General features: G+C 68.1%; 20 protein-coding genes. 8 read left to right on the top strand and 12 right to left on the bottom strand.

The features are described from left to right. Positions 1–55: 55 nt before the first annotated feature. On the top strand, positions 56–1003 hold the full coding sequence (locus ACX12D_RS30105) for a 2-hydroxyacid dehydrogenase (protein WP_459374686.1): 948 nt from the start codon (positions 56–58) through the stop codon (positions 1001–1003). Between the two features lie 20 nt (positions 1004–1023). Here ACX12D_RS30105 and ACX12D_RS30100 read toward each other — a convergent pair whose 3' ends face one another. The 6 genes from ACX12D_RS30100 to ACX12D_RS30075 form a co-directional block, all read right to left on the bottom strand. Next, a complete protein-coding gene (locus tag ACX12D_RS30100; RefSeq protein WP_459374685.1) occupies positions 1024–2397 on the bottom strand; it encodes an ATP-binding protein in 1374 nt (457 codons plus the stop codon). Further along, entirely contained in the window at positions 2397–3095 is a 699-nt protein-coding gene (locus ACX12D_RS30095; RefSeq protein ID WP_459374684.1) for a response regulator transcription factor, read from the bottom strand. The genes ACX12D_RS30100 and ACX12D_RS30095 overlap by 1 nt, the downstream gene beginning before the upstream one ends. A gap of 13 nt (positions 3096–3108) precedes the next feature. Beyond that, the gene (glk, locus tag ACX12D_RS30090; RefSeq protein WP_459374683.1) at positions 3109–4146 is read right to left on the bottom strand and encodes a glucokinase; all 1038 of its coding nucleotides are present in this window, start codon (positions 4144–4146) and stop codon (positions 3109–3111) included. A gap of 4 nt (positions 4147–4150) precedes the next feature. Further along, complete coding sequence (pgl, locus tag ACX12D_RS30085) at positions 4151–4831, bottom strand: 6-phosphogluconolactonase (RefSeq protein ID WP_459374682.1); 681 nt, start codon at positions 4829–4831, stop codon at positions 4151–4153. Between the two features lie 52 nt (positions 4832–4883). After that, the gene (zwf, locus tag ACX12D_RS30080; RefSeq protein ID WP_459374681.1) at positions 4884–6332 is read right to left on the bottom strand and encodes a glucose-6-phosphate dehydrogenase; all 1449 of its coding nucleotides are present in this window, start codon (positions 6330–6332) and stop codon (positions 4884–4886) included. Positions 6333–6548: 216 nt separating this feature from the next. After that, a complete protein-coding gene (locus ACX12D_RS30075; protein ID WP_441632523.1) occupies positions 6549–7346 on the bottom strand; it encodes a PaaX family transcriptional regulator in 798 nt (265 codons plus the stop codon). Between the two features lie 181 nt (positions 7347–7527). On the opposite strand from ACX12D_RS30075, the gene ACX12D_RS30070 reads away from it, so the two are divergent. From ACX12D_RS30070 to ACX12D_RS30050, 5 genes are all read left to right on the top strand, one after another. Further along, on the top strand, positions 7528–8328 hold the full coding sequence (locus ACX12D_RS30070; protein WP_459374680.1) for a crotonase/enoyl-CoA hydratase family protein: 801 nt from the start codon (positions 7528–7530) through the stop codon (positions 8326–8328). Positions 8329–8457: 129 nt separating this feature from the next. Beyond that, positions 8458–8616, top strand: a complete 159-nt coding sequence (locus ACX12D_RS30065) for a helix-turn-helix domain-containing protein (protein ID WP_459374679.1) — start codon at positions 8458–8460, stop codon at positions 8614–8616. Between the two features lie 100 nt (positions 8617–8716). Continuing rightward, positions 8717–8995: a type II toxin-antitoxin system HicA family toxin gene (locus ACX12D_RS30060; protein ID WP_174425730.1), complete on the top strand. Its 279-nt coding sequence runs from the start codon at positions 8717–8719 to the stop codon at positions 8993–8995. A 117-nt stretch (positions 8996–9112) separates the two neighbouring features. Continuing rightward, positions 9113–9817 (top strand): glutathione binding-like protein, encoded by a 705-nt coding sequence (locus tag ACX12D_RS30055; protein WP_459374678.1) that lies wholly within the window; start codon positions 9113–9115, stop codon positions 9815–9817. Between the two features lie 20 nt (positions 9818–9837). Further along, positions 9838–10140 (top strand): cupin domain-containing protein, encoded by a 303-nt coding sequence (locus ACX12D_RS30050; RefSeq protein WP_459374677.1) that lies wholly within the window; start codon positions 9838–9840, stop codon positions 10138–10140. Between the two features lie 92 nt (positions 10141–10232). On the opposite strand, the gene fusA is transcribed toward ACX12D_RS30050, so the two are convergent. Continuing rightward, positions 10233–12281 (bottom strand): elongation factor G, encoded by a 2049-nt coding sequence (gene fusA / locus ACX12D_RS30045; RefSeq protein WP_459374676.1) that lies wholly within the window; start codon positions 12279–12281, stop codon positions 10233–10235. A gap of 646 nt (positions 12282–12927) precedes the next feature. Between fusA and edd the strand changes: the two genes are divergently transcribed. Next, the gene (edd, locus tag ACX12D_RS30040) at positions 12928–14754 is read left to right on the top strand and encodes a phosphogluconate dehydratase (protein WP_459374675.1); all 1827 of its coding nucleotides are present in this window, start codon (positions 12928–12930) and stop codon (positions 14752–14754) included. 22 nt (positions 14755–14776) lie between these two features. On the opposite strand, the gene ACX12D_RS30035 is transcribed toward edd, so the two are convergent. From ACX12D_RS30035 to ACX12D_RS30015, 5 genes are all read right to left on the bottom strand, one after another. Next, positions 14777–15769 (bottom strand): porin, encoded by a 993-nt coding sequence (locus tag ACX12D_RS30035; RefSeq protein ID WP_459374674.1) that lies wholly within the window; start codon positions 15767–15769, stop codon positions 14777–14779. A 335-nt stretch (positions 15770–16104) separates the two neighbouring features. After that, the gene (locus ACX12D_RS30030) at positions 16105–16989 is read right to left on the bottom strand and encodes a mechanosensitive ion channel family protein (RefSeq protein ID WP_459374672.1); all 885 of its coding nucleotides are present in this window, start codon (positions 16987–16989) and stop codon (positions 16105–16107) included. A 46-nt stretch (positions 16990–17035) separates the two neighbouring features. Then, positions 17036–17494: a hypothetical protein gene (locus ACX12D_RS30025; RefSeq protein ID WP_459374671.1), complete on the bottom strand. Its 459-nt coding sequence runs from the start codon at positions 17492–17494 to the stop codon at positions 17036–17038. Between the two features lie 164 nt (positions 17495–17658). Then, complete coding sequence (locus ACX12D_RS30020) at positions 17659–17988, bottom strand: asparagine synthase-related protein (RefSeq protein WP_459374670.1); 330 nt, start codon at positions 17986–17988, stop codon at positions 17659–17661. 416 nt (positions 17989–18404) lie between these two features. Further along, positions 18405–19658, bottom strand: coding sequence for an MFS transporter (locus ACX12D_RS30015; RefSeq protein WP_459374669.1), 1254 nt, complete (start codon positions 19656–19658; stop codon positions 18405–18407). A gap of 236 nt (positions 19659–19894) precedes the next feature. Between ACX12D_RS30015 and ACX12D_RS30010 the strand changes: the two genes are divergently transcribed. Next, positions 19895–22063 carry a TonB-dependent receptor family protein gene (locus ACX12D_RS30010; RefSeq protein WP_459374668.1) on the top strand — a complete coding sequence of 723 codons (2169 nt, stop codon included), beginning with the start codon at positions 19895–19897 and terminating at the stop codon, positions 22061–22063. The last annotated feature ends 6 nt before the right edge of the window (positions 22064–22069 follow it).

Genomic DNA, 22069 nt, shown 5'->3' with positions numbered 1-22069 from the left:
CGCTCACCCTCCTCCCAGCCGTCGCCAACCGCCTCGAAACAACCTCCTGCCCATCATGAAGCCGCTCCTGCTCGTCCTCAGCCACGTCAGCGCCCAGCATCTGTCCTGGATTGCCGAACAATACGAGGTGCGCTACGCGCCCGACAGCGCGGCCCGTGCCGCGCAGGTCCGGGAGGCCGGCGCCCGCGTGCGCGCGGTGCTGACGATCGGCACGGTCGGCCTCACCGCCGCGGAGATCGACGCCATGCCCGCGCTGGAACTGGTGTGCGCGCTGGGCGCGGGGTACGAGAACATTGCCGTGGCCCACGCCCGCGCGCGCGGCATCGTCGTGGCCAACGGCGCCGGCACCAACGACAGCTGCGTGGCGGACCACGCCATGGCGCTGCTGCTAGCCACCGTGCGCGCCATCCCGGTGCTGGACCAGGCCACGCGCGCCGGCAAGTGGCGCACCGCGCTGCCGCTGCAGCCCAATGTGTCGGGCAAGCGCATGGGGATTCTCGGCCTGGGCACCATCGGCCGGCGCATTGCGCAGCGCGGCCTGGGCTTCGACCTGGAGGTGGGGTATCACAACCGGGCCCCGCGCGACGACGCGCCGTATCGCTATTTCGACAGCCTTGGTGCGCTGGCCGAATGGGCCGACTACCTGATCATCGCCACGCCCGGCGGCGCGGGCACCCGCCACCTGGTCGACGCCAAGGTGCTGGCCCAGCTGGGCCCGGGCGGCTACGTGGTCAATATCGCGCGCGGCAGCGTGCTCGACACCGCGGCGCTGGCGGATGCCCTGCGCGCCGGCAAGCTCGGCGGCGCCGGACTTGACGTGTACGAGACCGAGCCCGAGCCGCCCGCCGAGCTGTTCGACTGCCCCAATGTGGTCCTGACCCCGCACGTGGCAGGCAGGTCGCCGGAAGCCATCGACGCGTCGGTGCGGCAGTTCCAGGAGAACAGCCGGCTGCATTTTGCCGGCGAGCCTGTACTCACACCGGTAATCACACCGGTAGGCTGAGCAAAGGCCCCGCCGCGCGCTCACGCGACGGGAAACGCCACCCGCACGCGCAGCCCGGGCGCGGCGTCTTCCAGCGAGACCCGCGCGCCGTGCGATTGCGCGATCTCCGCCACGATGGCCAGGCCCAGCCCGCTGCCCCCAGTGGGCGCTTCCGGCACCCGGTAGAAGCGGTCGAACACGCGCGCGCGCTCGGCGGCGGGAATTCCCGGGCCATCGTCCTGCACGATCAGCTCCGCGCTCTGCGTACCCGTTTCTCTTCCGCCCGTCATGGTCCGCTCCCTGCCAACCAGCACATCGACCCTGCCGCCGGACGGCACATAGCGCAGCGCATTGTCGACCAGGTTGGTCAGCAGAATGCGCAGCGCATCGACGTCGCCGCGCACCATGACCGGGCCGGCGGCAGCGTCGAGCCCGAGGTCGATGTGGCGGTCGAGCGCGGCCTGGGTCATCTCCGCCACCACGCTTTGCGCCAGCGCGCACAGTTCCACCGGCTCATGCGGGGGCGCTGCCGCGCCGGGTTCCTGGCGCGCCAGCGTGAGCAACTGGGCCACCATGTGCGTGAGCCGCTCCAGCCCCTGGCGCAGCTTGCCCACGGCCTCCTGCCGCTCCTCGGCCGTATCGGCGCGCTCCACCAGCTGGGCCTGCAGCTGCAGCGCGGCCAGCGGCGTGCGCAGCGCGTGCGCGGCGTCAGCCACGAAGGCGCGCTGGGTATCGATGGCGTGGGACAGCCGCGCCAGCAGCTGGTTGAGCGCCTCGGTCAACGGCGCGATCTCGTCCGGCATGCGGCTGACCGCCAGCGGGGCCAAGGCGTTGGCGTCACGCTGGCGCACCCCCGCGGCGATCTCGCGCAGGGGCCGCAGGCCGCGTCCCACGGCCACCCACACCAGCCAGCCAATCAGCGGCAGCAGCAGTAGCAGGGGCGCCACGGTGCGCAGCGCCATGCGCGCGGCTACCTCGCTGCGCGCCGACATGGGCTGGGCAATCTGCACCACGCCGAGCCCGAGCTGCACGCTGTAGATCCGCCATTCGCCCTGCTCGGTCTTGACATTGGAAAAGCCCAGTTCGGCGCGCGGCGGCAACGCCGGATGCGCGTGCGACAGATACAGGCTGCGGCCGGAGCCATCCCAGATATGGATCACGACGTCTTCATCGGCATGGAACAGGCTGTCGCTAGGCGAGCCCGGCGCGCCGGGCGACTGCTGCTGCACGAACGGCGGCATCACCGGATCGGCAAACTGGCTGGGCAGCGCGGCGGCCACCTGCTTCATCTGGTAGTCGAACAGTGCGTTGGCCTCCTGCCGGGCCTGCCCGTAGATCAGCGCAGTGGCAACGGCGATGCCGGCCAGCAGGCCCAGGGCAAGCCACCACAGCAGGGTTCTCTGGATGGAGCGCATCAGCCCGCGCTCCCGGCTTCGAGCTTGGGCACCACATAGCCCACGCCGCGGATATTGCGGATCAGCCCCGCGCCGAATTTCTTGCGCAGCGCGTGGATGTAGACCTCCACCGTGTTGCTGCCGACTTCATCGCCCCAGCCGTACAGGCGCTCCTCCAGCTGCGCCACCGACCACACCTTGCCGGGCCGCGCCAGCAGCGCCGAGAGCAGGCCGAACTCGCGCGCCGACAGGCGCACCGCCTCGCCGTCAAGGGTGGCCTCGCGGGTCACGGGATTGATCACGATGCCGCCATAGCGCAGCAGCGGCTCCGCCCGGCCTTCGGCGCGGCGCACCAGCGCGTGCATGCGCGCGGCCAGTTCCTGCAGGTCGAAGGGCTTGACGAGGTAGTCGTCGGCGCCGCTGTTGAGCCCCGCCACGCGATCGGCCACGGCGTCGCGCGCGGTCAGGATCAGCACCGGCGTATTCACGCCGCGCGCGCGCAGCGCGGCAAGCACCTCCAGCCCGGAGCGGCGCGGCAGGCCCAGGTCGAGCAGGATCAGCGCATAGCAGGCCTCGCCATCGGGGCCGCCCGACTGGGTGGCCGTGGCCAGGCCGGCCTCGCCGTCCTGCACCCAGTCCACCGCGAAGCCTTCCTGGCGCAATGCCAGCTTCACGCTATCGCCGATCATGGCGTCGTCTTCCACCAGCAACACTCGCATGGGCAGGTCCGGATCAGGCAGGGTTAGGTTGGTTGGCCGGGTTGGCTCGGCTGGCACCATCGCCATCGCCATCGGCGCCGTGCGTGATCGCTTCCTCCAGCGCCTGCGCCAGTCCGGGCAGCGCCGGGTACTGCGCGCTGATCACGTAAACCGGCAGGCTTTCCAGGTAAGCGCTCAGCCGCCCCTTGGCGGTAAAGCGCGCGTTGAACGCGGAGTTCCGCAGCGCGGGCACGAAGCGCGGCACGATGCCGCCGCCCAGGTAAACGCCGCCGCGCGCACCCAGTACCAGCGCAATATCGGCCGCCACGGAACCCAGCAAGCCGCAAAACACGGCAAGCGCGCGCTCGCAGAGCGGGTCGTGCCGGTGGATCGCGCCTTCGGTCACCTCTGCCGGCTCGAGCTGGCGCGCCAGGGGCGTACCCGTTTCTGCGTGCAACGCGGCATGCGTCAGCGACAGCCCCATGCCCGACAAAAGTCGCTCGGCCGAGACACGGCCGAAGGCCTGGCGGGCCGCGCGCCACGCGGTCCATTCGTCTTCGGTCTCCGGCATCAGCTCGATATGGCCGCCCTCACCAGCCAGCGCCACGGCCGGCCCGGAGCGCGCGGGCACCAGCCCGGACACGCCCAGCCCGGTGCCGGGCCCGACCAACGCGAGCGGCGCGCCGGCCACCGCCATGCCCTGGCGCAGCGGCGTCAGATCCTGCGCGCCGAGGTGTGGCAAACCCAGCGCCAGCGCGGTGAAATCGTTGATGGCCAGCAGCAGGTCCAGGCCCAGCGAGCGCTGCATCTGCGAGATGGAGAACGCCCAGGCGTGATTGGTCAGCTTGACGCGATCGCCGGTCACCGGGTTGGCGAGGCCAACGGCCGCGTAGCGCGGCCTGGCACTGCCGGCCGGCAAGCCGCCGAGATAGTGCTGCATGGCAGCCTCGAGTGAGGGGAAATCGGCCACTTTGAGCGCGGTCACCGGGCCGATGCGCTGCGGCGCGGTCTCCAGCGCAAAGCGCACATTGGTGCCGCCGACATCGCCCAGCAGGCGTGGAAAGTTCTGCATGGCATCAAGCCGAGAAGACATCGGTGCCGTGCCGGTGCCGGCTAAGCACCAGGCTGATGGGCAGCGCCGGGATGGGTCCCTTGCTGGCGCGTGCGAACACGGCTGCCTTGACGGGTCCCGCGAACGACAGGAAAACGCGCTCGGCGGCCAGCAGCGCCGCCAGGTTCAGCGTGATGCGCGCGTGCGGCGCCTCGCGCGGATGCGTCACCATATAGCCCGGCCGCGGCTCGGCAAGCGCCTGCTGCAACTCGGGCGCCTCGGGAAACAGCGAGGCGGTGTGGCCATCCTCGCCCATGCCCAGCACGATCACGTCGGGCTGGCGCCAGACCACGTTGAGCCGGGCCACCGCGCTGGCCGGGTCGGCCGCTTCGGCGGCATCGGCCACCAGCGGCACGAAGGCCGCCTTGCCGGCCGCCTCGCGCAGCAGGTGGCGGCGCACCAGCGCGCCGTTACTGTCGTCATGGTCCGGCGGCACCACGCGCTCGTCGACCAGCGTGATGGTGACCGCGTCCCAGCGGATGGTCCGATGGCGCAGGCGCTCGAACATCGCCACCGGCGAGCGGCCGCCGGACACCGCCAGCACCGCCCAGCCGTTTACGCCGATGGCGATCTCCAGCGCGTGGGCCACCGAGATCGCCATCGCTTCGGCCAGGTCCGCCTCGGAGGTATGTTCGTAGCGTCGCATGGGCAATGTCTCCTGTTCGAATGAGGGTCAATCAATGATCAGCGGGCGCGGCTCACACCTCTTCGTGCCACAGCGAGCCGTCGCGCGACATCAGCGCGGACGAGGAAGCCGGGCCCCACGTGCCGGCGGTATACGCCTTGGGCGGCACAGTGCTGCCCGCCCACGTATCGATGATGGGCTCGACCCAGCGCCAGGCCTGCGCCTGTTCGTCGCGCCGCACGAATAGTCCGAGGCGTCCGCGGATGACATCGAGCAGCAAGCGCTCGTAGGCGCCCGCGCGGCGCACCTTGAAGGAGTTGGCGAAGTCCAGGTCGAGCGAGGTGCCCGTGAGCGCCACCGTATCGCCGGGCTGCTTGACCAGGAAATACAGGCGGATGCTCTCCTCCGGTTGCAGCCGGATCACCAGCCGGTTCTGCGGCGACAGGGTCAGCGGGCGCGGGAAGATGGCGTGCGGCACATCGCGGAAGTGGATGACGATCTCCGCCACGCGCGACTGCATGCGCTTGCCGGTGCGCAGGTAGAACGGCACGCCGGACCAGCGCCAATTGGCGATCTCGGCCTTGATGGCGACAAAGGTCTCGGTGTGGCTGTCGGGCGCAATGCCCTTCTCGTCCAGGTAGCCCACCACCGGCTTGCCGCCCACGGCGCCGGCCCGGTACTGCCCGCGCACGGTTTTCTCGGCCACGTCCTGCGGCGTGATGGGCTTGAGCGCCTTGAGGATCTTGATCTTTTCGTCGCGGATCGCGTCCTCGGACAGGCTGCTGGGCGGCTCCATCGCCACCATGCACAGCAGTTGCAGCAGGTGGTTCTGCACCATGTCGCGCAGCGCGCCGGTGTTGTCGTAGAACTCGCCGCGCGTCTCCACGCCAAGCTCCTCGGCGATGGTGATCTGCACGTCCTGCACCCATTCGCGGCGCCACAGCGGCTCGAACAGTGCGTTGCCGAAGCGGATCGCCATCAGGTTCTGCACCGACTCCTTGCCCAGGTAGTGGTCGATCCGGTAGATCTGGTCTTCGGCGAAATACTGCGCCACGGCCGAGTTGATCGCGTCGGACGAAGGCAGGTCGTGCCCGAGCGGCTTCTCCAGGACGATGCGGACATTGGGATGATTGAGCCCGGTGCGCGCGAGCTGCTCGCAGATGGGGACAAAGATATGCGGCCCGGTGGCGAGATAGCACACCACCACCTCTGGCGAGCGCTGCAGCACCTTGGCCGCCAGCGCATCGAAGTGCTCCGGCACGCGGGCGTCGGCCTGCACATAGCTGATGCGCGCAAGGAAGGTGGCCCAGGCTTCGGGCGGCGCATGCTCAAGACCCGGCCGCACGCTCTGCTCCAGCGAGCCGACGTAGTCTTCGGTGGAAAGGGGATGGCTGCCGGTGGCAAGAATGCGGGCGTTGGGATGAAGCAAACCCGCGCGGTGTGCATCGAACAGCGCCGGCAGCAGCTTGCGCCGCGCCAGGTCCCCGGTGCCGCCGAACAGCACCATGTCGAAATCGGGCATGCTCACCCTGTACTCCTTGTCTTGGCCAACGTGGGGGCGGCGCAAGAGCCCGGCGGGGCCTGCGGGGTTCCAGGAACACCAGCGCGCGTCACTTTACTGAGTGCCGCGGTGCGCCGCATAAGTTCCGGCCAGTTTAGTTGAGTCGCTGCCGCTTGGCGAGGCGAGGATCGCTCGGCGCCACCCGGCGCGCAGCCCGCGATTCGCCGCCTGCGCGCGCTAGCCGGCCAGCAGATCCACCCACAGGCCGCGCGCCTGGAGCTGGTAGGCGCGCGTGGCCTCGATCAGGGCGCGGCGGGGCGCCGGGTCCATGATGGCCTCGGGCAGCAGCGGATCGCGCACGATGGCGCGGATGATGGCACGCCCCACCAGCATGGTTTCGCGCGCGCCGGCATCCGGCGCCATGCGCGCCAGCTTGGCCCGGCTGCGCTCAAGTTGCGCCAGCGCGCGGCGGTACGCGGATTGCAGCGCCGGCACGTCCCACAGCTGGGGCATGCGCGCGGCGGCATCAGCATCGAACTCGCGGCCCACGAATAGCAGGCCGGCGCTGGCCATCCCGAGCCGGGACAGCGCGGCGCGCATGGCCGGGGCGCCGCCCGCGAGATTGTCCGGGCGCACGTTGATGCCGGCGGCCAGCACCCGAAAACCGGACAACGACAGCGCGCGCGCATGGTGGCGCCAGGCGGTCTTCTCGCTGCGCGCCACGGCGGCATCCTGCACCACCAGCCAGTCGCCGGCCCAGTGCCCCAGCCGGCTCTCCTTTTCAAACCAGTGCTCGACCTCGTCGTAGACCGGGTTGCCTTCCGGCAACACCGCGTAGCAGCCGCGCTCCGTCTTGACGATGCGGCCCTGGCGCTGCAGGCGCGTCAGCGCCACCCGCACGCTGGGCGTGCCGATGCCCATCACCTCGGCGCCGCGCGCCAGCGCCTGCACCGGCAGGGTACGCTCCGGGTGGCCGTAGAGCAGGTCCAGGACCAGGTCGGTCGCCGAGGGCTCGCGGATTTCTATTTCATGCATGGGTCGAAAGCGGGAGCAACGTGGGCGGTACAGGATGCCGCGAAGGGTAAACCAGAAATATTTCTTTTCTTGGCATAAATATATCATTCGACGAAATATTTATGCATGTGGAAAAACACCTAGAAAGTACCTGAAAGTACCCGATTCACCCTTGCCAGGCGCAGGCACCGAGGATGAGAGCATGGATAGTAAGCCCAGTCAGCCCAACCATTATGTCAGGACCGAAACGTCCGGCCCGGTCCTCACCATCATTCTGGACCGCGCCGACAAGCGCAACGCCGTGGACGGCCCGATGGCGCTGGCGCTACGCGAGGCATTCACCCGGTTCGAATCCGACCCGGCGCTGCGCGTGGCCGTGCTGTGGGGCGCGGGCGGCCATTTCTGCGGCGGCGCCGACCTGTCGGCGGTAGGCGACCCGGCGCGCCGTCACGAACTGGATCCGCAAGGCGGTGGCGCGGGCCCGATGGGCCCGAGCCGGATGGCGCTGTCCAAGCCGCTGGTGGCCGCGGTCAGCGGCTATGCGGTAGCGGGCGGGCTGGAACTGGCGCTGCTGGCGGACCTGCGCGTGGCGGAGCGCGATGCGGTTTTCGGCGTGTTCTGCCGGCGCTGGGGCGTACCGCTGATCGACGGCGGCACGGTGCGCTTGCCGCGCATCGTTGGCATGGGCCGCGCGCTTGACATGATCCTGACCGGCCGCCCGGTGTCCGCCGAGGAAGCGCTCGCCATGGGGCTGGCCAACCGCGTGGTCGAGCCCGGCCAGGCCCGCGCCGCGGCCGAGGCGCTGGCGCATGAGCTGGCCGCCTTCCCACAGCGCTGCATGCTGGCGGACCGGGCCTCCGCCTACGGGCAATGGGACCTGCCGCTGGCCGACGCACTGCGGGCCGAAGGCGCCAACGGCACGCCGATCGTGTTCGAGGAGGGCATTCCGGGCGCCGCCCGCTTTGTCGGGGGTGCCGGCCGGCACGGCAATTTCTCCGGCTAGGCAAGTATCGGGAACGAGGCAAACACGCCCCAGCTCAACTAAGCGTACCCGTTTCTGCGTAGCCGAACCGGGACGCAATGGCCACGGAATCACCTCCGTACCGCCAGCGCCGAACTCAGCCCACCATGCATGGCCGGCCCGGCGGCCATGGAGCGGCTGGTGGCAGGCGAAAGCGTCACTACCGTGGCGTTCGGCCTGGGCTACGCCAGCGTCAGCAGCTTCATTGCCCTGTTCCGCCGTTACACCGGCGCCACGCCGCGGGCCTGCCTGGCGCGGGGCAAGTGCTGAGATAGGACAGGCGCGAGGGGCCCCTCGCGGGTGCAGCAAGCGCCAACCTACCCGCTCTTGTATGCTACGGCTATTGCCGCCGAAGAAGCCTGACCGCGCCATGAGCCACAAATCCCGCAGCCTCCTGCAGTCGATCTTCAGTCACCCGCTCAGCAACAACATCCACTGGCGCGAGGTGGAGTCGCTGCTGCAGCAACTCGGCGCGAAGGTAGAGCCGATCCAGGGCGCCCGCTTCAGGGTGGTGCTCAACGAGTATGAGTTCTACCTTCATCACCCGCACCATGGCAATGTCTGCGCCAAGCAGGAGATCAAGCACCTGCGCGATTGCCTGGTTGCCGCCGGCGTCAGCCCGCCCGACGGCGACGACAAGCCGAAGTGACCCGGCGCTTGCCCGGGCAGGCCCCGCGGCGAACCCCGGCACGGCCATCCTCATCGGCCGCCAGGGCCAACCATTGCCCCAGCTCATCCATTCCCATTCCCATTTCTACGGATTTCCATGACCAATCTTTCCGCCTTCCTCGTCACCAATAAATGGCCCGCCTTGCGCCCGGAGCGGATCCAGCTCTATTCGCTGCCCACGCCCAATGGCGTCAAGATCTCGATCATGCTCGAGGAAACCGGCCTGCCGTACGAACCGCACCTGGTGCGCTTCGACACCAATGACCAGTACACGCCGGAGTTCCTGTCGATCAGCCCCAACAACAAGATTCCCGCCATCCTCGACCCGAACGGCCCCGGCGACCAGCCGCTGGCCCTGTTCGAGTCCGGCGCGATCCTGCTCTACCTCGCCGACAAGAGCGGCAAGTTCATCCCGCAAGATCCCGCCGGCCGCTACGAGACCATCCAGTGGCTGATGTTCCAGATGGGCGGCATCGGGCCGATGTTCGGGCAACTGGGATTCTTCAACAAGTTCGCCGGCAAGGAATACGAGGACAAGCGCCCGCGCGACCGCTATGTCGCGGAAGCCAAGCGCCTGCTGGCCGTGCTCAACGGCCGCCTCGCGGACCGCGCCTGGATCATGGGCGACACCTACACCATTGCCGACATCGCGACCTTCCCCTGGGTGCGCAACCTGATCGGGTTCTACGAGGCCGGCGAGCTGGTCGGCATCCAGGACTTCCCCCACGTCACGCGCGCGCTCGAGGCCTTCCTGGCGCGTCCCGCGGTGGCCAAGGGCCTGGATATACCGAAGCGCGTTTAAACCAACCCGGAGCCACACCAGTGCCGCTGATTCAGTTTGACGACCTTGCCGCCGCGCTGCCCAGCGCATGGAAGTCCACCGTCGTGGGCCAGGTCGGCCCCGCCCGCATCAAGGTCCTGCGCATGGATGAACAAGCGTATGAAGCGGAGACGCACGACTACAACGAAGGCCTGCTCGTGGTGAGCGGACGGCTCATATTGCAAGTGCAAGGCGAAGCCGGCACCGTTGTCGTCGAGCCGGGGCAGATGTACCTCGCCCTTGCCGGCATCCCCCACGCCGTGCTGCCCGGCAGCCACGGCACGCTGGTGATCGTCGACGTCTGAGCGGGCCTGTGCGCGCCGGCGGATGATGCCTCGCCGGTCGCCAAGGGGCGGGCGCCCACGCGGCGCCCGCCCGATTGCAACTGCCGTCAGACTCAGCCAGCCATCTCCACCAACGCCGTGGCCGGTGCCGCGGCATAGTGATCGAACTGCATGCCAAAGCTGGCGCGGCCCGAGGTCAGCGCGCGCAGGCTGCCGATGTAGCCGAACATGCTGGCCAGCGGCACATGCGCCTCCACCACCATGGTGTTGCCGCCACCGCGTTGCGATTGCCCGCGCACCGTGCCCCGGCGCCGGTGGATATCGCCGATGACATCGCCCACATGATCGGCGGGTGTCACCACTTCCACGCTCATCACCGGTTCCAGCACCACGGGCGCAGCCTGCCGCGCGGCTTCACGGAAGGCGCACGCGGCCGCGGTCTCGAAGGCCAGGGCCGAGGAGTCGCGCTCGTGATAGCTGCCGTCCAGCAAGATGGCCTGGACATCCACCACCGGGTAGCCGGCGAGCACGCCCTGCGCGGCCGCGCGCCGGATGCCGGCCTCCACCGCCGGCACGAACTCGCGCGGCACCGCGCCACCGCTGATGCGGCTCTCGAACCGGACGCCCTCGCCACGCGCCAGCGGCTCGAAGCGCAGCACCACTTCCGCGTACTGTCCCGGGCCACCGCTTTGCTTGCGATGCAGGTAGCGCGCATCGGCGGCACGGGTCAGCGTTTCGCGATACGCCACCTGCGGGCGGCCTACCGTGACCTCCACCTGAAAGCGCGTGCGCAGCTTCTCCAGCGTGACCTCCAGCTGCAGCTCGCCCATGCCGGACAGCAACGTCTGCCCGCTCTCCGGATCCTGACGCAGGCGCAGGCTCGGATCTTCCTGCACCAGCACTTGCAGGCCGCGCGACAAGCCGGCCTGGTCGGACTGGCTCTTCGGCTCGATGGCCACGTCGATCACCGGCTCGGGCGTGTCGATCGTCTCCAGCACCATGGGGTGCGCGGGATCGGTCAGCGTGTCGCCGGTGATGGTGGCCTTGAGGCCCGCTATCGCCACGATGTCGCCGGCCACGGCAACCTCCAGTTCCTGCTTGCGGTCCGCATGCATCTCGTACAGCCTTGCCACCCGCTCGCGCTTGCCACTGCCCGCGTTGAGCACGGTGTCGCCGGCCGCGAGCCGCCCGCGATACACCCGCAAGAACGTCAGCGTGCCGTGCGCATCGTGCACGACCTTGAAGGCGAGCGCCACCAGCGGCTGGTCCGCGTCCGCGCTCACGGCATGACGGCCCGCTTCGCCGGGTGCCGGCAGGTACGCTGTCACCGCATCGAGCAAAGGCTCCACGCCCTTGTTCTTGAAGGCGGAACCCGCCAGCACGGGCACCACGGCTGCGCTGATGGTCGCGCGCCGGATGGCTGCGCGCAGGGCGTGCGCGGCCGGCTCGCGGCCCGCCAGGTAGTCTTCCAGCAAGGCATCGTCCTGCTCGGCCAGCGTTTCCAGCAAACGCTGGCGCCAAGCCGCGGCCTGCTCCGCCAGCGCCTGCGGCACGGCATCGGTCACGTAGCCCGTGCCGCCCGCGCCGCCTTGCCATAGCAGGGCCTGCATGGTGACGAGGTCGACCACGCCGTGGAAATCGCCCTCGCTGCCGATCGGCAACTGCAGCACGAGCGGCACCACGCCAAGGCGTTCCTCGATCATGCCGGCCACGCGCAGGAAATCCGCGCCGGTGCGGTCCAGCTTGTTGATGAAGGCCAGGCGCGGCACGCGGTAGTGGTCCGCCAGGCGCCAGTTGGTCTCCGTCTGCGGCTCCACGCCGGCCACGCCGTCGAACACCACCACGGCGCCGTCGAGCACGCGCAGCGAGCGGTTCACCTCGATGTTGAAATCGATGTGGCCCGGGGTGTCGATCAGGTTGATCTGGTGCCCGCGCCAGAACACGGTGGTGGCCGCGCTGTTGATGGTGATGCCGCGCGCCTGCTCCTGTGGATCGAAATCCATGGTGGCGGCGCCGTCATGCACCTCGCCCAGCCGGTGGCTGGCGCCGGTGTAGAACAGGATGCGTTCGGACGTGGTGGTCTTGCCCGCGTCCACGTGGGCAATGATGCCGATGTTCCTGAGTTTCCTGCTTTCCTTCCTGCTTTCGTTTCTGCTTTCCATGATGGGCTGCCTGAATGCAAACACCCTGGCGGGTGCGTGCCTGCCAGGGTGTTTTTGGTCCCTGGGAGGCGATCTGCGAGGCCTCCCGGACTGCATGTGCAGCCAGGAGGCTATGGGATCGCTTGCGAGGCGGCGCCGGCATGCCGCATGCGGCACGCAATGGTCTCGGTGACTACGCCAGACGACGCCGTTACCGCACCAAGGGACGAGCGCAAGCCCCCGTTCCCTTGGCCGGTTTGAATCGTGGCAATCAACTTGTCGTAGGTACGCATGGCGTGTCAGATGGTGGCGAAACAAAAAAACAAAACCCCGGCGGGCCTGCGGGCCGTCCGGGGTTGGCGATGATCGGTTTCGTCGTTCCCGGAACTGGCCTTGCAGCCTTCCGGGCGGGACGCTCGGAAGACTAGACGTGAATAGCCAGCAGCACGCGTTCACCGTAAGGTGCCGCGGCAAACGCTGCGATGGCGGTGCGTTGCGCTGCTTGCTTCATGTCGTTTGAACTCCAGAGAATGGGGCGGAGTCTAGCACTTGTGGAGAAAACGTGCAGCGGCTCATACTGGCGCCAACCGCGCGCCAACCCCGCGCCAACCGTGCACCCCTCCCCAAAGTGCACTAGGCTGAAAAAGCACCCACGCAGGAGATCCCCATGCCAAGCCACCCAGTCCTGGAACGGGTCACCGCCCGCATCATCGCGCGCAGCGCCGCCACCCGCCAGACCTACATGGACCGCACCCGCGCCATGGCGGGACAGAAGGTGGAGCGCGCGCAGCTCTCGTGTACCAACCTGGCGCACGCCGTGGCGGCCATGCCCGAGCAGGCCAAGATCCGCCTGAAGGCGCAGGAGCGCCCCAACCTCGCCATCGTCTCCTCCTACAACGACATGCTGTCGGCGCACCAGCCCCTGGCGGAGTATCCGCAATGGCTCAAGGAAGCCGCGCTGGAGGCGGGCGGCACCGCGCAATTCGCCGGCGGCACGCCCGCCATGTGCGATGGCGTGACGCAAGGCCAGGACGGCATGGATCTCTCGCTGTTCTCGCGCGACGTGATCGCGCTATCCACCGCGGTGGCGCTATCGCACCAGATGTTCGACGGCGCGCTGTACCTCGGCGTGTGCGACAAGATCGTGCCGGGGCTGGTGATGGGCGCGCTGTCGTTCGGCCACCTGCCCGCCATCTTCGTGCCGGGCGGCCCCATGACCACCGGCATCGGCAACGAGGAAAAGGCGCGCGTGCGCCAGCGCTACGCCGAGGGCAAGCTCAGCCGCGCGGAGTTGCTGGAGGCGGAGAGCAAGTCCTACCACGGCCCCGGCACCTGCACCTTCTACGGCACCGCCAACTCCAACCAGATGCTGATGGAGATCATGGGCCTGCACCTGCCCGGCACCGCCTTCGTCAATCCCAACACGCCGCTGCGCGAAGCCCTCACGCGCGAATCCGCGCGCCAGGCGCTGCGCCTTGTGCATGGCGGCGATCGCTATACGCCGGTGGCGGACGTGCTCGACGAGCGCGCCTTCGTCAATGGCATCGTCGGCCTGCTGGCCACCGGCGGCTCCACCAACCATACGCTGCACCTGGTGGCGATGGCGCGCACCGCGGGCATCGTGCTGGGCTGGGACGATTTTGCCGAGCTATCGGAAGTGGTACCGCTGCTGGCGCGCGTGTATCCGAACGGCAGCGCGGATGTGAACCAGTTCCAGGCCGCCGGCGGACTCGGACTGGTGATTCGCGGCTTGCTGCAGCTTGGCCTGCTGCACGATGACGTGACCACCGTGGTCGGCAAGGGCCTGGCCGACTACACGCGCGAGCCGGTGCTGCGCGATGGCAAGCTCACCTGGATCGACGGGCCCGAAGCGCCGCTGGACGACAGCATCGTGCGCGCCGCCGGCCAGCCTTTCGCGCCGGAAGGCGGCATCAAGCTGCTTGACGGCAATATCGGCCGCGCCGTGCTGAAGATCTCGGCGGTCAAGCCCGAGCACCACATCGTGCAAGCCCCGGCGATGGTGTTCCACTCGCAAGACGCGCTGATCGAAGCGTTCAAGCGCGGCGAGCTGGAGCGTGACTTTGTCGCGGTGCTGCCATGGCAAGGGCCGGCCGCCTGCGGCATGCCGGAGCTGCACAAGCTCACGCCCACGCTGACCGTGCTGCAGGACCGCGGCTTCCACGTGGCGCTGGTGACAGACGGACGCATGTCCGGCGCGTCGGGCAAGGTGCCGGCCGCCATCCATGTGTGCCCTGAGGCATTGAGCGGCGGCGGCATCGCCCGCGTGCGCGAGGGCGACCCGATGCGCGTGGACGCGCATGCGGGCGTGCTCACGGTGCTGGTGCCCGAAGCGGAATGGGCCGCGCGCTCGGTGACGCCACCCGATCTGTCCGCCAACCGGCATGGCGTGGGACGCGACCTGTTTGCCAATTTCCGCCGCCACGTCAGCACGGCGGAGGCCGGGGCGTGCTCGCTGTTTGCCGAGGAGGGCTGACGGGAGATGGCTTGTGCGCGGCTTAGAAGCTATGGCTGATGCCGGCACCGAAGCCGGTGCCGCCACCTGCGTAGCGGCTGTGGCGGTACGACACCGCGCCGTACAGCGTGGTGCGCTTCGATAACGCGTAGTCCACCCCGCTGGTGACGTAGCCGGTCGCGCCCGCCGTGCCATAGCCCTGGAAATCGCGCGCGCCCGAGAGCTTCAGCGTATAGGCGCCCACGCGCCAGTTGACGCCAAGCGTGGCGGCGCTGCGCCTGGCGCTGGCGTCGCCGAGCAAGGCCTGGCTCGCGGCGCTTAGATGGGTCTGGCTGTACGAGGCCATTAGCCGCACCTTGGTGAACGCGTAGGCCAGCCCCGCGAACCACGTGTTGTCATAAGCCGAATTGCGCTCCGCCGTCAGCATGGCCGACCAGGGCCCGGCATCGTAGTTGAGCGAGGCCGCCAGCGGCCGCGTGCGGTCCTGGTTGCCGGCGGCGTCCGGCGTTTCGTTCTTCTCCACGCCGGCGGATACGTGCACGTGCATCCCGCCCCATTTCGGCGAGTCGTAGAACACGCCGTTGTTCAGGCGCGAGTATTCGCCCGCGGGGCCATTGTGATACGGATCGGTGCGATAGGACGGGTGATACACGTACCACGCCACGGAACTCACGCGGTTGAAATTGTCCCAGCTGTCGTACTGCCAGTCGTATTGCCACATCGGCGTCAGCGCACGGCCAACGCGCAGGTCGCCGTAGGGCGACCTGATTCCAACGGTGGATTCGCCCTGGAAATACGGCGTGGCGCCGCTGGCTTCGAGCCGGCCATTGCCCATGTCGAAGCGCGTTTGCAGGTTCAGGGTGGCGGCCCAGCCGGGGGCCAGGGTTTCGCTGCCGCGCAGGCCGATGAAGCTGCGCTGCATGGTGCCGAGCTGAATGGGCTGGCCGGGCGCGGGACGAAAGATGCCGACGTCGGCAAACCCGTACAGCGTTAGGCTGCCCTGCGCGTTGGCCATCGGCGCGGCAGGAGCGAGCACGGCGGCGCAGGCCAGTGCGGGCAGACACCGCGCGAGCCTCGCGCGCGATGCACAAGGGAAGATGCCTTGATTGGCGGGAGAGACTTTGCGCAAGCTGAGGGGCTTCCGTGCGATGGGGTTCAGTTCGAGCTTGTGTGCAGACAGCAAATCCAATTCCAGAGATTGAAGGCATGCCGTGTTGCGCCGCGTGGCGCAACGAAACGCGGATACCGGTGAAGAACCCAAAGGGCAGAGAGAAATAGAAAAGCAACGGCGGCGCAAGCGCTCGCCACCAAACGAGATCGCCACCGGGGTGCTTGCGCACCGCGGCGGCGGTATCCGAAGAGGTTGGTTCGTCAGCTCAGGCGATGCGCGGGACTCGGCGCTGCGGGCGCGGCCGCTTGCACGTCCTCGGACACGCGCCACTCCTGCACCGGCACGGCGATGGCGCAGCCGGCGGCTTCGAGCACCTGCTTGATGCGGTGGTAGAAAGCAAAGCGCACGTTCCAGTAATCCCCGGCGGCAACCCAGCAGCGCACGTTGAGCGTCACGCCCTGCGCGGCGTAATTGACCACCATCGCCTCGGAGGCCGGGTCCGCCAGGACGCGGCCCTCGGCCGCGAGCATGGCGCGCAACGCATCGAGTGCGGCCTGGATGTCGGCACCGAAGGTGACCGTGACTTCAATGTCGAGCCGGCGGGTGGGATTCTCGCTGTAGTTGGTGATGGCGCTGCCCCAGATCTTGCCGTTGGGCACGCGCAGGCAAACCCCGTCGAAGGTGGTCAGCTCGGTCATGAACAAGCCCGTCTCGCGGACAGTGCCGGCCACGCCCTGCGCATCGATGTACTGGCCCACGCGAAACGGCCGCAGCAGCACCAGCATGATGCCCGCGGCAATGTTCTGCAGCGTGCCCTGCAACGCCAGGCCGATGGCCAGGCCGGCGGCGCCGAGCATGGCGATGATGCTGGCGGTCTGCACGCCGAATTGCGACAGCACCAGCACCACCGTGATCACGCGCACGATCCACTGCGTGGCGCTGGCCAGCATCGGGCGCAAGGTGGCATCCACGCTCGGGCGGTCAAACGCGCGCAGCACGGCGGCACGGGCGCGCCCGGAGAGCCACCAGCCCAGGATCAGGATCAGCATGGCGGCGATGCAGTTCAGGCCTTGCTGCACCACCAGTTGCAGCAAGTACGCCCAGGCTGCCTCCAGCTTGTGGGGCTCGATGAAGTTCAGGTTCATGGATTCGACTCCGGCGATCAATGTGGAAAGGCGAGACATGCTTGGCTCAGGATGCATCGTCGTCGCGGCAGCGGTGCACCGGTTCCCCGGCATCCGGCAGCGGCGTTTCGCTGCGCGCCAGTTGGCCCGGATCGAGCTGGTGCGAGAAGCCGGCGACCGAGCGCATGCGGCGCTGGCGGTCCTCCGGCAAGGTAGGCACGCTCTGAATATAGACGGTGAGCCATTGCGCAAGGCGCACCAGCACGGACAAGCGCGCGCGCTCGTAGCCATGCGAGGCGTCGGCGCCGAAACAAAGCAACGCGGTACGCACATCGTGCCCGGCGCTCGCCGCCGCGCCCGCATCGGCACGATGGAAGCGGAACATATCCCGATGGCTGGGAATGCCGTGCTTGTCGCACAGGCGCGGCGAGCGCGGCGGTGACGAAATCGCCCACCTGTATACCGATTTGCGCAGCGCCTGCGGCGTGGTCTTGAGGTAAAGCGGGTCGATCTTCAATGTCTGCATGCGGGCGGGTTCATGGTTCGGTTCGAAAGATTTAAGGAAGAGGTTGGTACGCTATTGATCATGAAGAGGTTGGTACGCACGAGCGTGGCATCGGGCCATGAAGCGCTCGGCGGCCGGCTGGGGTTCGTGGTTGGCCACGCCGGGTCGCTCGTTGGCTTCGATCATCACGTGCGCCGGTGATCGTGCGCCGGCACCAGAAAATCCAGCGCCACCACCGGGATGCGCAGTGCGCGCGCAACGGTGACGGCGGCCTCGCCACCCACGGCTTCGAGGCCGATGGCGTAGGCACGCAGGTCGGGCGTACCCGTTTCTGCGAGCAATCCGGTGATCGGACTGGTGTCCATCCCGCCCGACAACAGCACGCTCATCGGCACGTCGGCCACGGTGCGGCGATGGTCGAACGCGCGCGCGCCCAGACCGACCAGGCCCTCTGCGCCGGGGCCGCGCCTGGCCCGGTCGCGGGTCATGTCGCTGACGGCGTGCAGGTCGGCCATGACCTGATCAGAGCGTCGTTCTCCAGCAATGCCGCACATGTTTGTGTCGCTCTCCTGTCACTGGCGGTGCCCGGACTACCAAAGCCGGCGATGACCGGACTTGATGTCAGACGATTGCCTGCATTTGATTGAAATTGAGGATACTTTCAGGACAAATGACAGGGGAATTGGTTTCCCCCGGATGCTCGGGAACCGCCGGGCGAATCGGCGCCAGCCCTGCGTGGGTAAGGGCTGGCCCCGATTGAAAAAAATTTCGCCGGAGTGGGCTTGGGCGTACTTTCTATGTGGGGGAAATCGTGCGGCACCGCTGCGCGGGAGCACGCAGAATTGGGTACGCTTTGGTGCGGAGGAAGGCGCGGAGGAAGAACGGGCGCAGCACCCGGCCGGTGCTGGGACCGGCCGGTTTGAACCTTATTTCAAGCTGTGACGGGGTGATTGTGCAAGCGGTCGCGCGAGGCTAGCGAGGGGAACAGGCGCATCCACACCACCACCACCACCAACGTGCCGATGCCGCCAAGCAGCACCGCGCCAACCGGCCCGAACAGGGCAGCCGTCACGCCGGACTCGAACTCGCCAAGCTGGTTGGACGCGCCGATAAAGACCGAATTGACCGCGCCCACGCGCCCGCGCATATCGTCGGGCGTATCGAGCTGGACCAGCGTGGAGCGCACCACCACGCTGATCATGTCGGAGGCGCCAAGCATGACCAGGGCCGCCATCGACAGCGGCAGCCAGTGCGAGATGCCGAACACCATCGTCGCCACGCCGAAGACGGCCACGGCGCCGAACATCACGCGGCCCACGCGGCGGTTCATCGGATGGTGGGCGAGCCACAGCGCGGTCGCCAGCGCGCCGATGGCGGGCGACGAGCGCAGCAGGCCCAGGCCCCAGGGGCCGGTATGCAGGATGTCGCGCGCATAGATGGGCAGCAGCGCGGTGGCGCCGCCTAGCAGCACGGCAAAGAGATCCAGCGAAATCGCGCCAAGCAGCACCGGCCGGCCGCGGATATACGAAAACCCCGCGAACAGCGTGGCGATGCTGACCGGCGTGGTCAGCCGCTGCGCGGCCTGGCGCAGCTTGAGCGCGGTGACCAGGCAAGCGGCCACGGCGAACAGCGTGGCGCTGATGGCATAGACCACGCCCGGGCCAGCCACGTAGGCGAAACCGCCCAGCGCGGGGCCGATGATGATGGCCGTCTGCGTGGCGGAGCTGGACAGCGCGACCGCGCGCGGAAACATGCGTGGCGTGACCACGCTGGGCAGCAGCGCTTGCAGGGTCGGCGTTTCAAAGGCACGGGTGGCGCCGATCAGGGCCACGAACACGAAGATGTGATCGCGCGTGATCCAGCCCGACAAGCTCGCCACCGCCATCGACACCGCGATCAGCGCTTCCAGCGTCTGGCAGGTGCGCACGATCAGGCGCCGGTCGAAGCGATCGGCCACATGGCCGGACATCAGCAGCAGCATCACCGAGGGCAGGAACTGCACCAGCCCCACCATGCCAAGCATGAACGGGTCGCGGGTGAGATCGTAGATCTGCCAGCCTACCGCCACAGTAAAGATCTGGTAGCCGATGGTGGTGCACAGGCGGGCAAACCAGAACAGCCGAAATGAAGGGTCGCGAAAGACTGAGTCCGGCTCGGGGGCCGGAACGGAAGCAGGGGTCGGCATGGATGGCGGAGATGACAGGACGGGCGGCGGGGCAAAGCTGGCACGAATTCTATCCGAGTCGCGGCGTGCATGCAGGCGTATGCATCACCTCCCGCCCCTTTCATGTATCAACAATGATGCATTGTGGCAACGGGGAAGACACATACAGTGGAATCGAGAATGATTCGTATTTATAATACGAGCCCTCGATGCGGCGGATGCACGGATCCCCGCCAGCGCTTCCCAGGAATTCCATTTTGCAGCCCACTTTCAAGCTCTCCAGCGCCGCCATCGGCGCTGCCCTGCTTTGCCTGACCCTGTGCGTGCATGCGGCCGCGCCGGCAACCGCCCCTGACGCGGCAACCCCAGGTGCTTTCAGCGCCGAAAGCACCCTCAATGCCGTCACGGTGGTCGGCAACTGGCTGGAGAGCCCGAACGAGGCCAAGGTGCTGGAGCACCCCGGGGCGCGGACCATCGTCGACCGCGAGACCATGGTGGAAAGCGGCGCGAGCAATGTGCGCGATGTGCTGCGCCGGGTACCTGGCGTGCAGGTCCAGGACAGCAACGGCACCGGTGGCAGCGACATTTCGCTGAACGTGGGCGTGCGCGGGCTGGCCTCGCGCCTGTCGCCGCGCTCCACCATCCTGCTCGATGGCGTGCCGCTGGCCGTTGCGCCCTACGGCCAGCCGCAGTTATCGATGGCCCCGGTGTCGCTGGGCAACCTGGAGGCGGTCGACGTGGTGCGCGGCGCGGGCTCGGTGCGCTATGGCCCGCAGAACGTGGGTGGGATCATCAACTTCGTCACGCGGCCGATTCCCAAGACCTTCGCCGCAAGCGCCTCGGTGGAGTCCGACATCTACAGCCATGGCGGCGGCGTGAAGACCATCCCGAGCGCCTTCATCGGCGGCACCAACGCGCAGGGGCTGGGCGGCGCGCTGCTGTACTCGGGCGTGCACGGCAACGGCTACCGGGCCAGCAACGACCACGTCAACATCGACGACCTGATGCTCAAGGGCGCTTACCGCATCACGCCGGCAGACGAGCTCACCGGCAGCCTGCACTACTACGATGCCACCGCCGGCATGCCCGGCGGCCTGACCTCGGCGCAGTACGCGGCAGACCCGTTCCAGTCGGTGCGCCCCTTCGACAACTTCAGCGGACGCCGCAAGGACATCACGCTCAAGTACGCGCACAACGACAACAACCGCAAGTTCGAGGTGCTGACCTACTACACCGAGAGCTTCCGCGGCAGCAATATCGAAAGCGAATCCGGCAACCAGCGCCGCCTGGTCTCGTACCCGCGCAACTATCACACCTTCGCAATCGAGCCGCGCTATTCGCAGCTGTTCCGGGGCGAGAACGTAAGCCACGAAGTGGGCGTGGGCTATCGCTTCCTGCGCGAGGCCAGCGACGAGCAAGCCTCGCGCACGGCCTTCTATCGCCCGGGCGCCGGCTTTGACGCACCCAACGCGCCGTCCACGCTGTACCAGTCACGCACCGGCGGCACCACCGCCAACGCGGTGTATATCGACGACACCATCAACGTGGGCAACTGGACCATCACCCCGGGCGTGCGCTACGAGATGATCCGCTCCCATGTGACGGACAACCTCTCCAGGCTGCGCAACGACGTGAAGTCCGAGGAGCCGCTGCCCTCGCTGGCGGTGATGTACCACGTGACCGACCAGTGGAAGCTGTTCGCCAACGCTGGCGTGTCCTTTGGCCCGCTGCAGTATTTCCAGATCGCGCAGACCACCAACGGCCTGGCCCCGGAAAAGGCCAAGACCTATGAGATCGGCACGCACTTCGACAGCGTCAATGGCTGGGGCGGCGAGCTGACCCTGTTCAACATCGACTTCGATGACGAGCTGCAACTGCGCGGCGGCACCAGCGGCAGCCCGGACGCGTGGACCAACCTTGGTGCGACCACGCACCGCGGGGTCGAATCCTCGCTGCGCTACGACTTCGCCAAGCTGACGCCGACACTCGCCGGACTCTCGGCTTACGCTACCTACACCTTCACCGACGCCACCTATAGCCAGGGCAACTTCGCCGGCCGCGACCTGCCGTTCTATTCGCGCCACGTGGCCACGCTAGGCATGCGCTACCAGCGCAACCGCTGGATGCTGAACGTGGACGCCTTCGCGCAATCGAAGCAGCGCTCGCCGGGCGACCCGGCAGTCGCCAATGCGCAATACCAGACCGCGCAAAGCGCCAACGGCGCGCTGGGCGATATCCCCGGCTATGCATTGATGAACCTGCGCCTGGGCTATGACTTCGGCAAGGCGGCGCAGAACCTGAAGATCGCGGTGGGCGTGAAGAACCTGTTCGACCGCCGCTACTTCACCCGCTCCACCGACAACAACGCGGGCAAGTACGTGGGCATGCCGCGCACGTTCTACGTCCAGGCTTCGCTGGCCTACTAAGCGACT

This window comes from Cupriavidus sp. PET2-C1, from assembly GCF_054515855.1.
The sequence above is the reverse complement of the archived record's forward strand: the minus strand, read 5'-3'. Positions and strand labels throughout refer to the sequence as shown.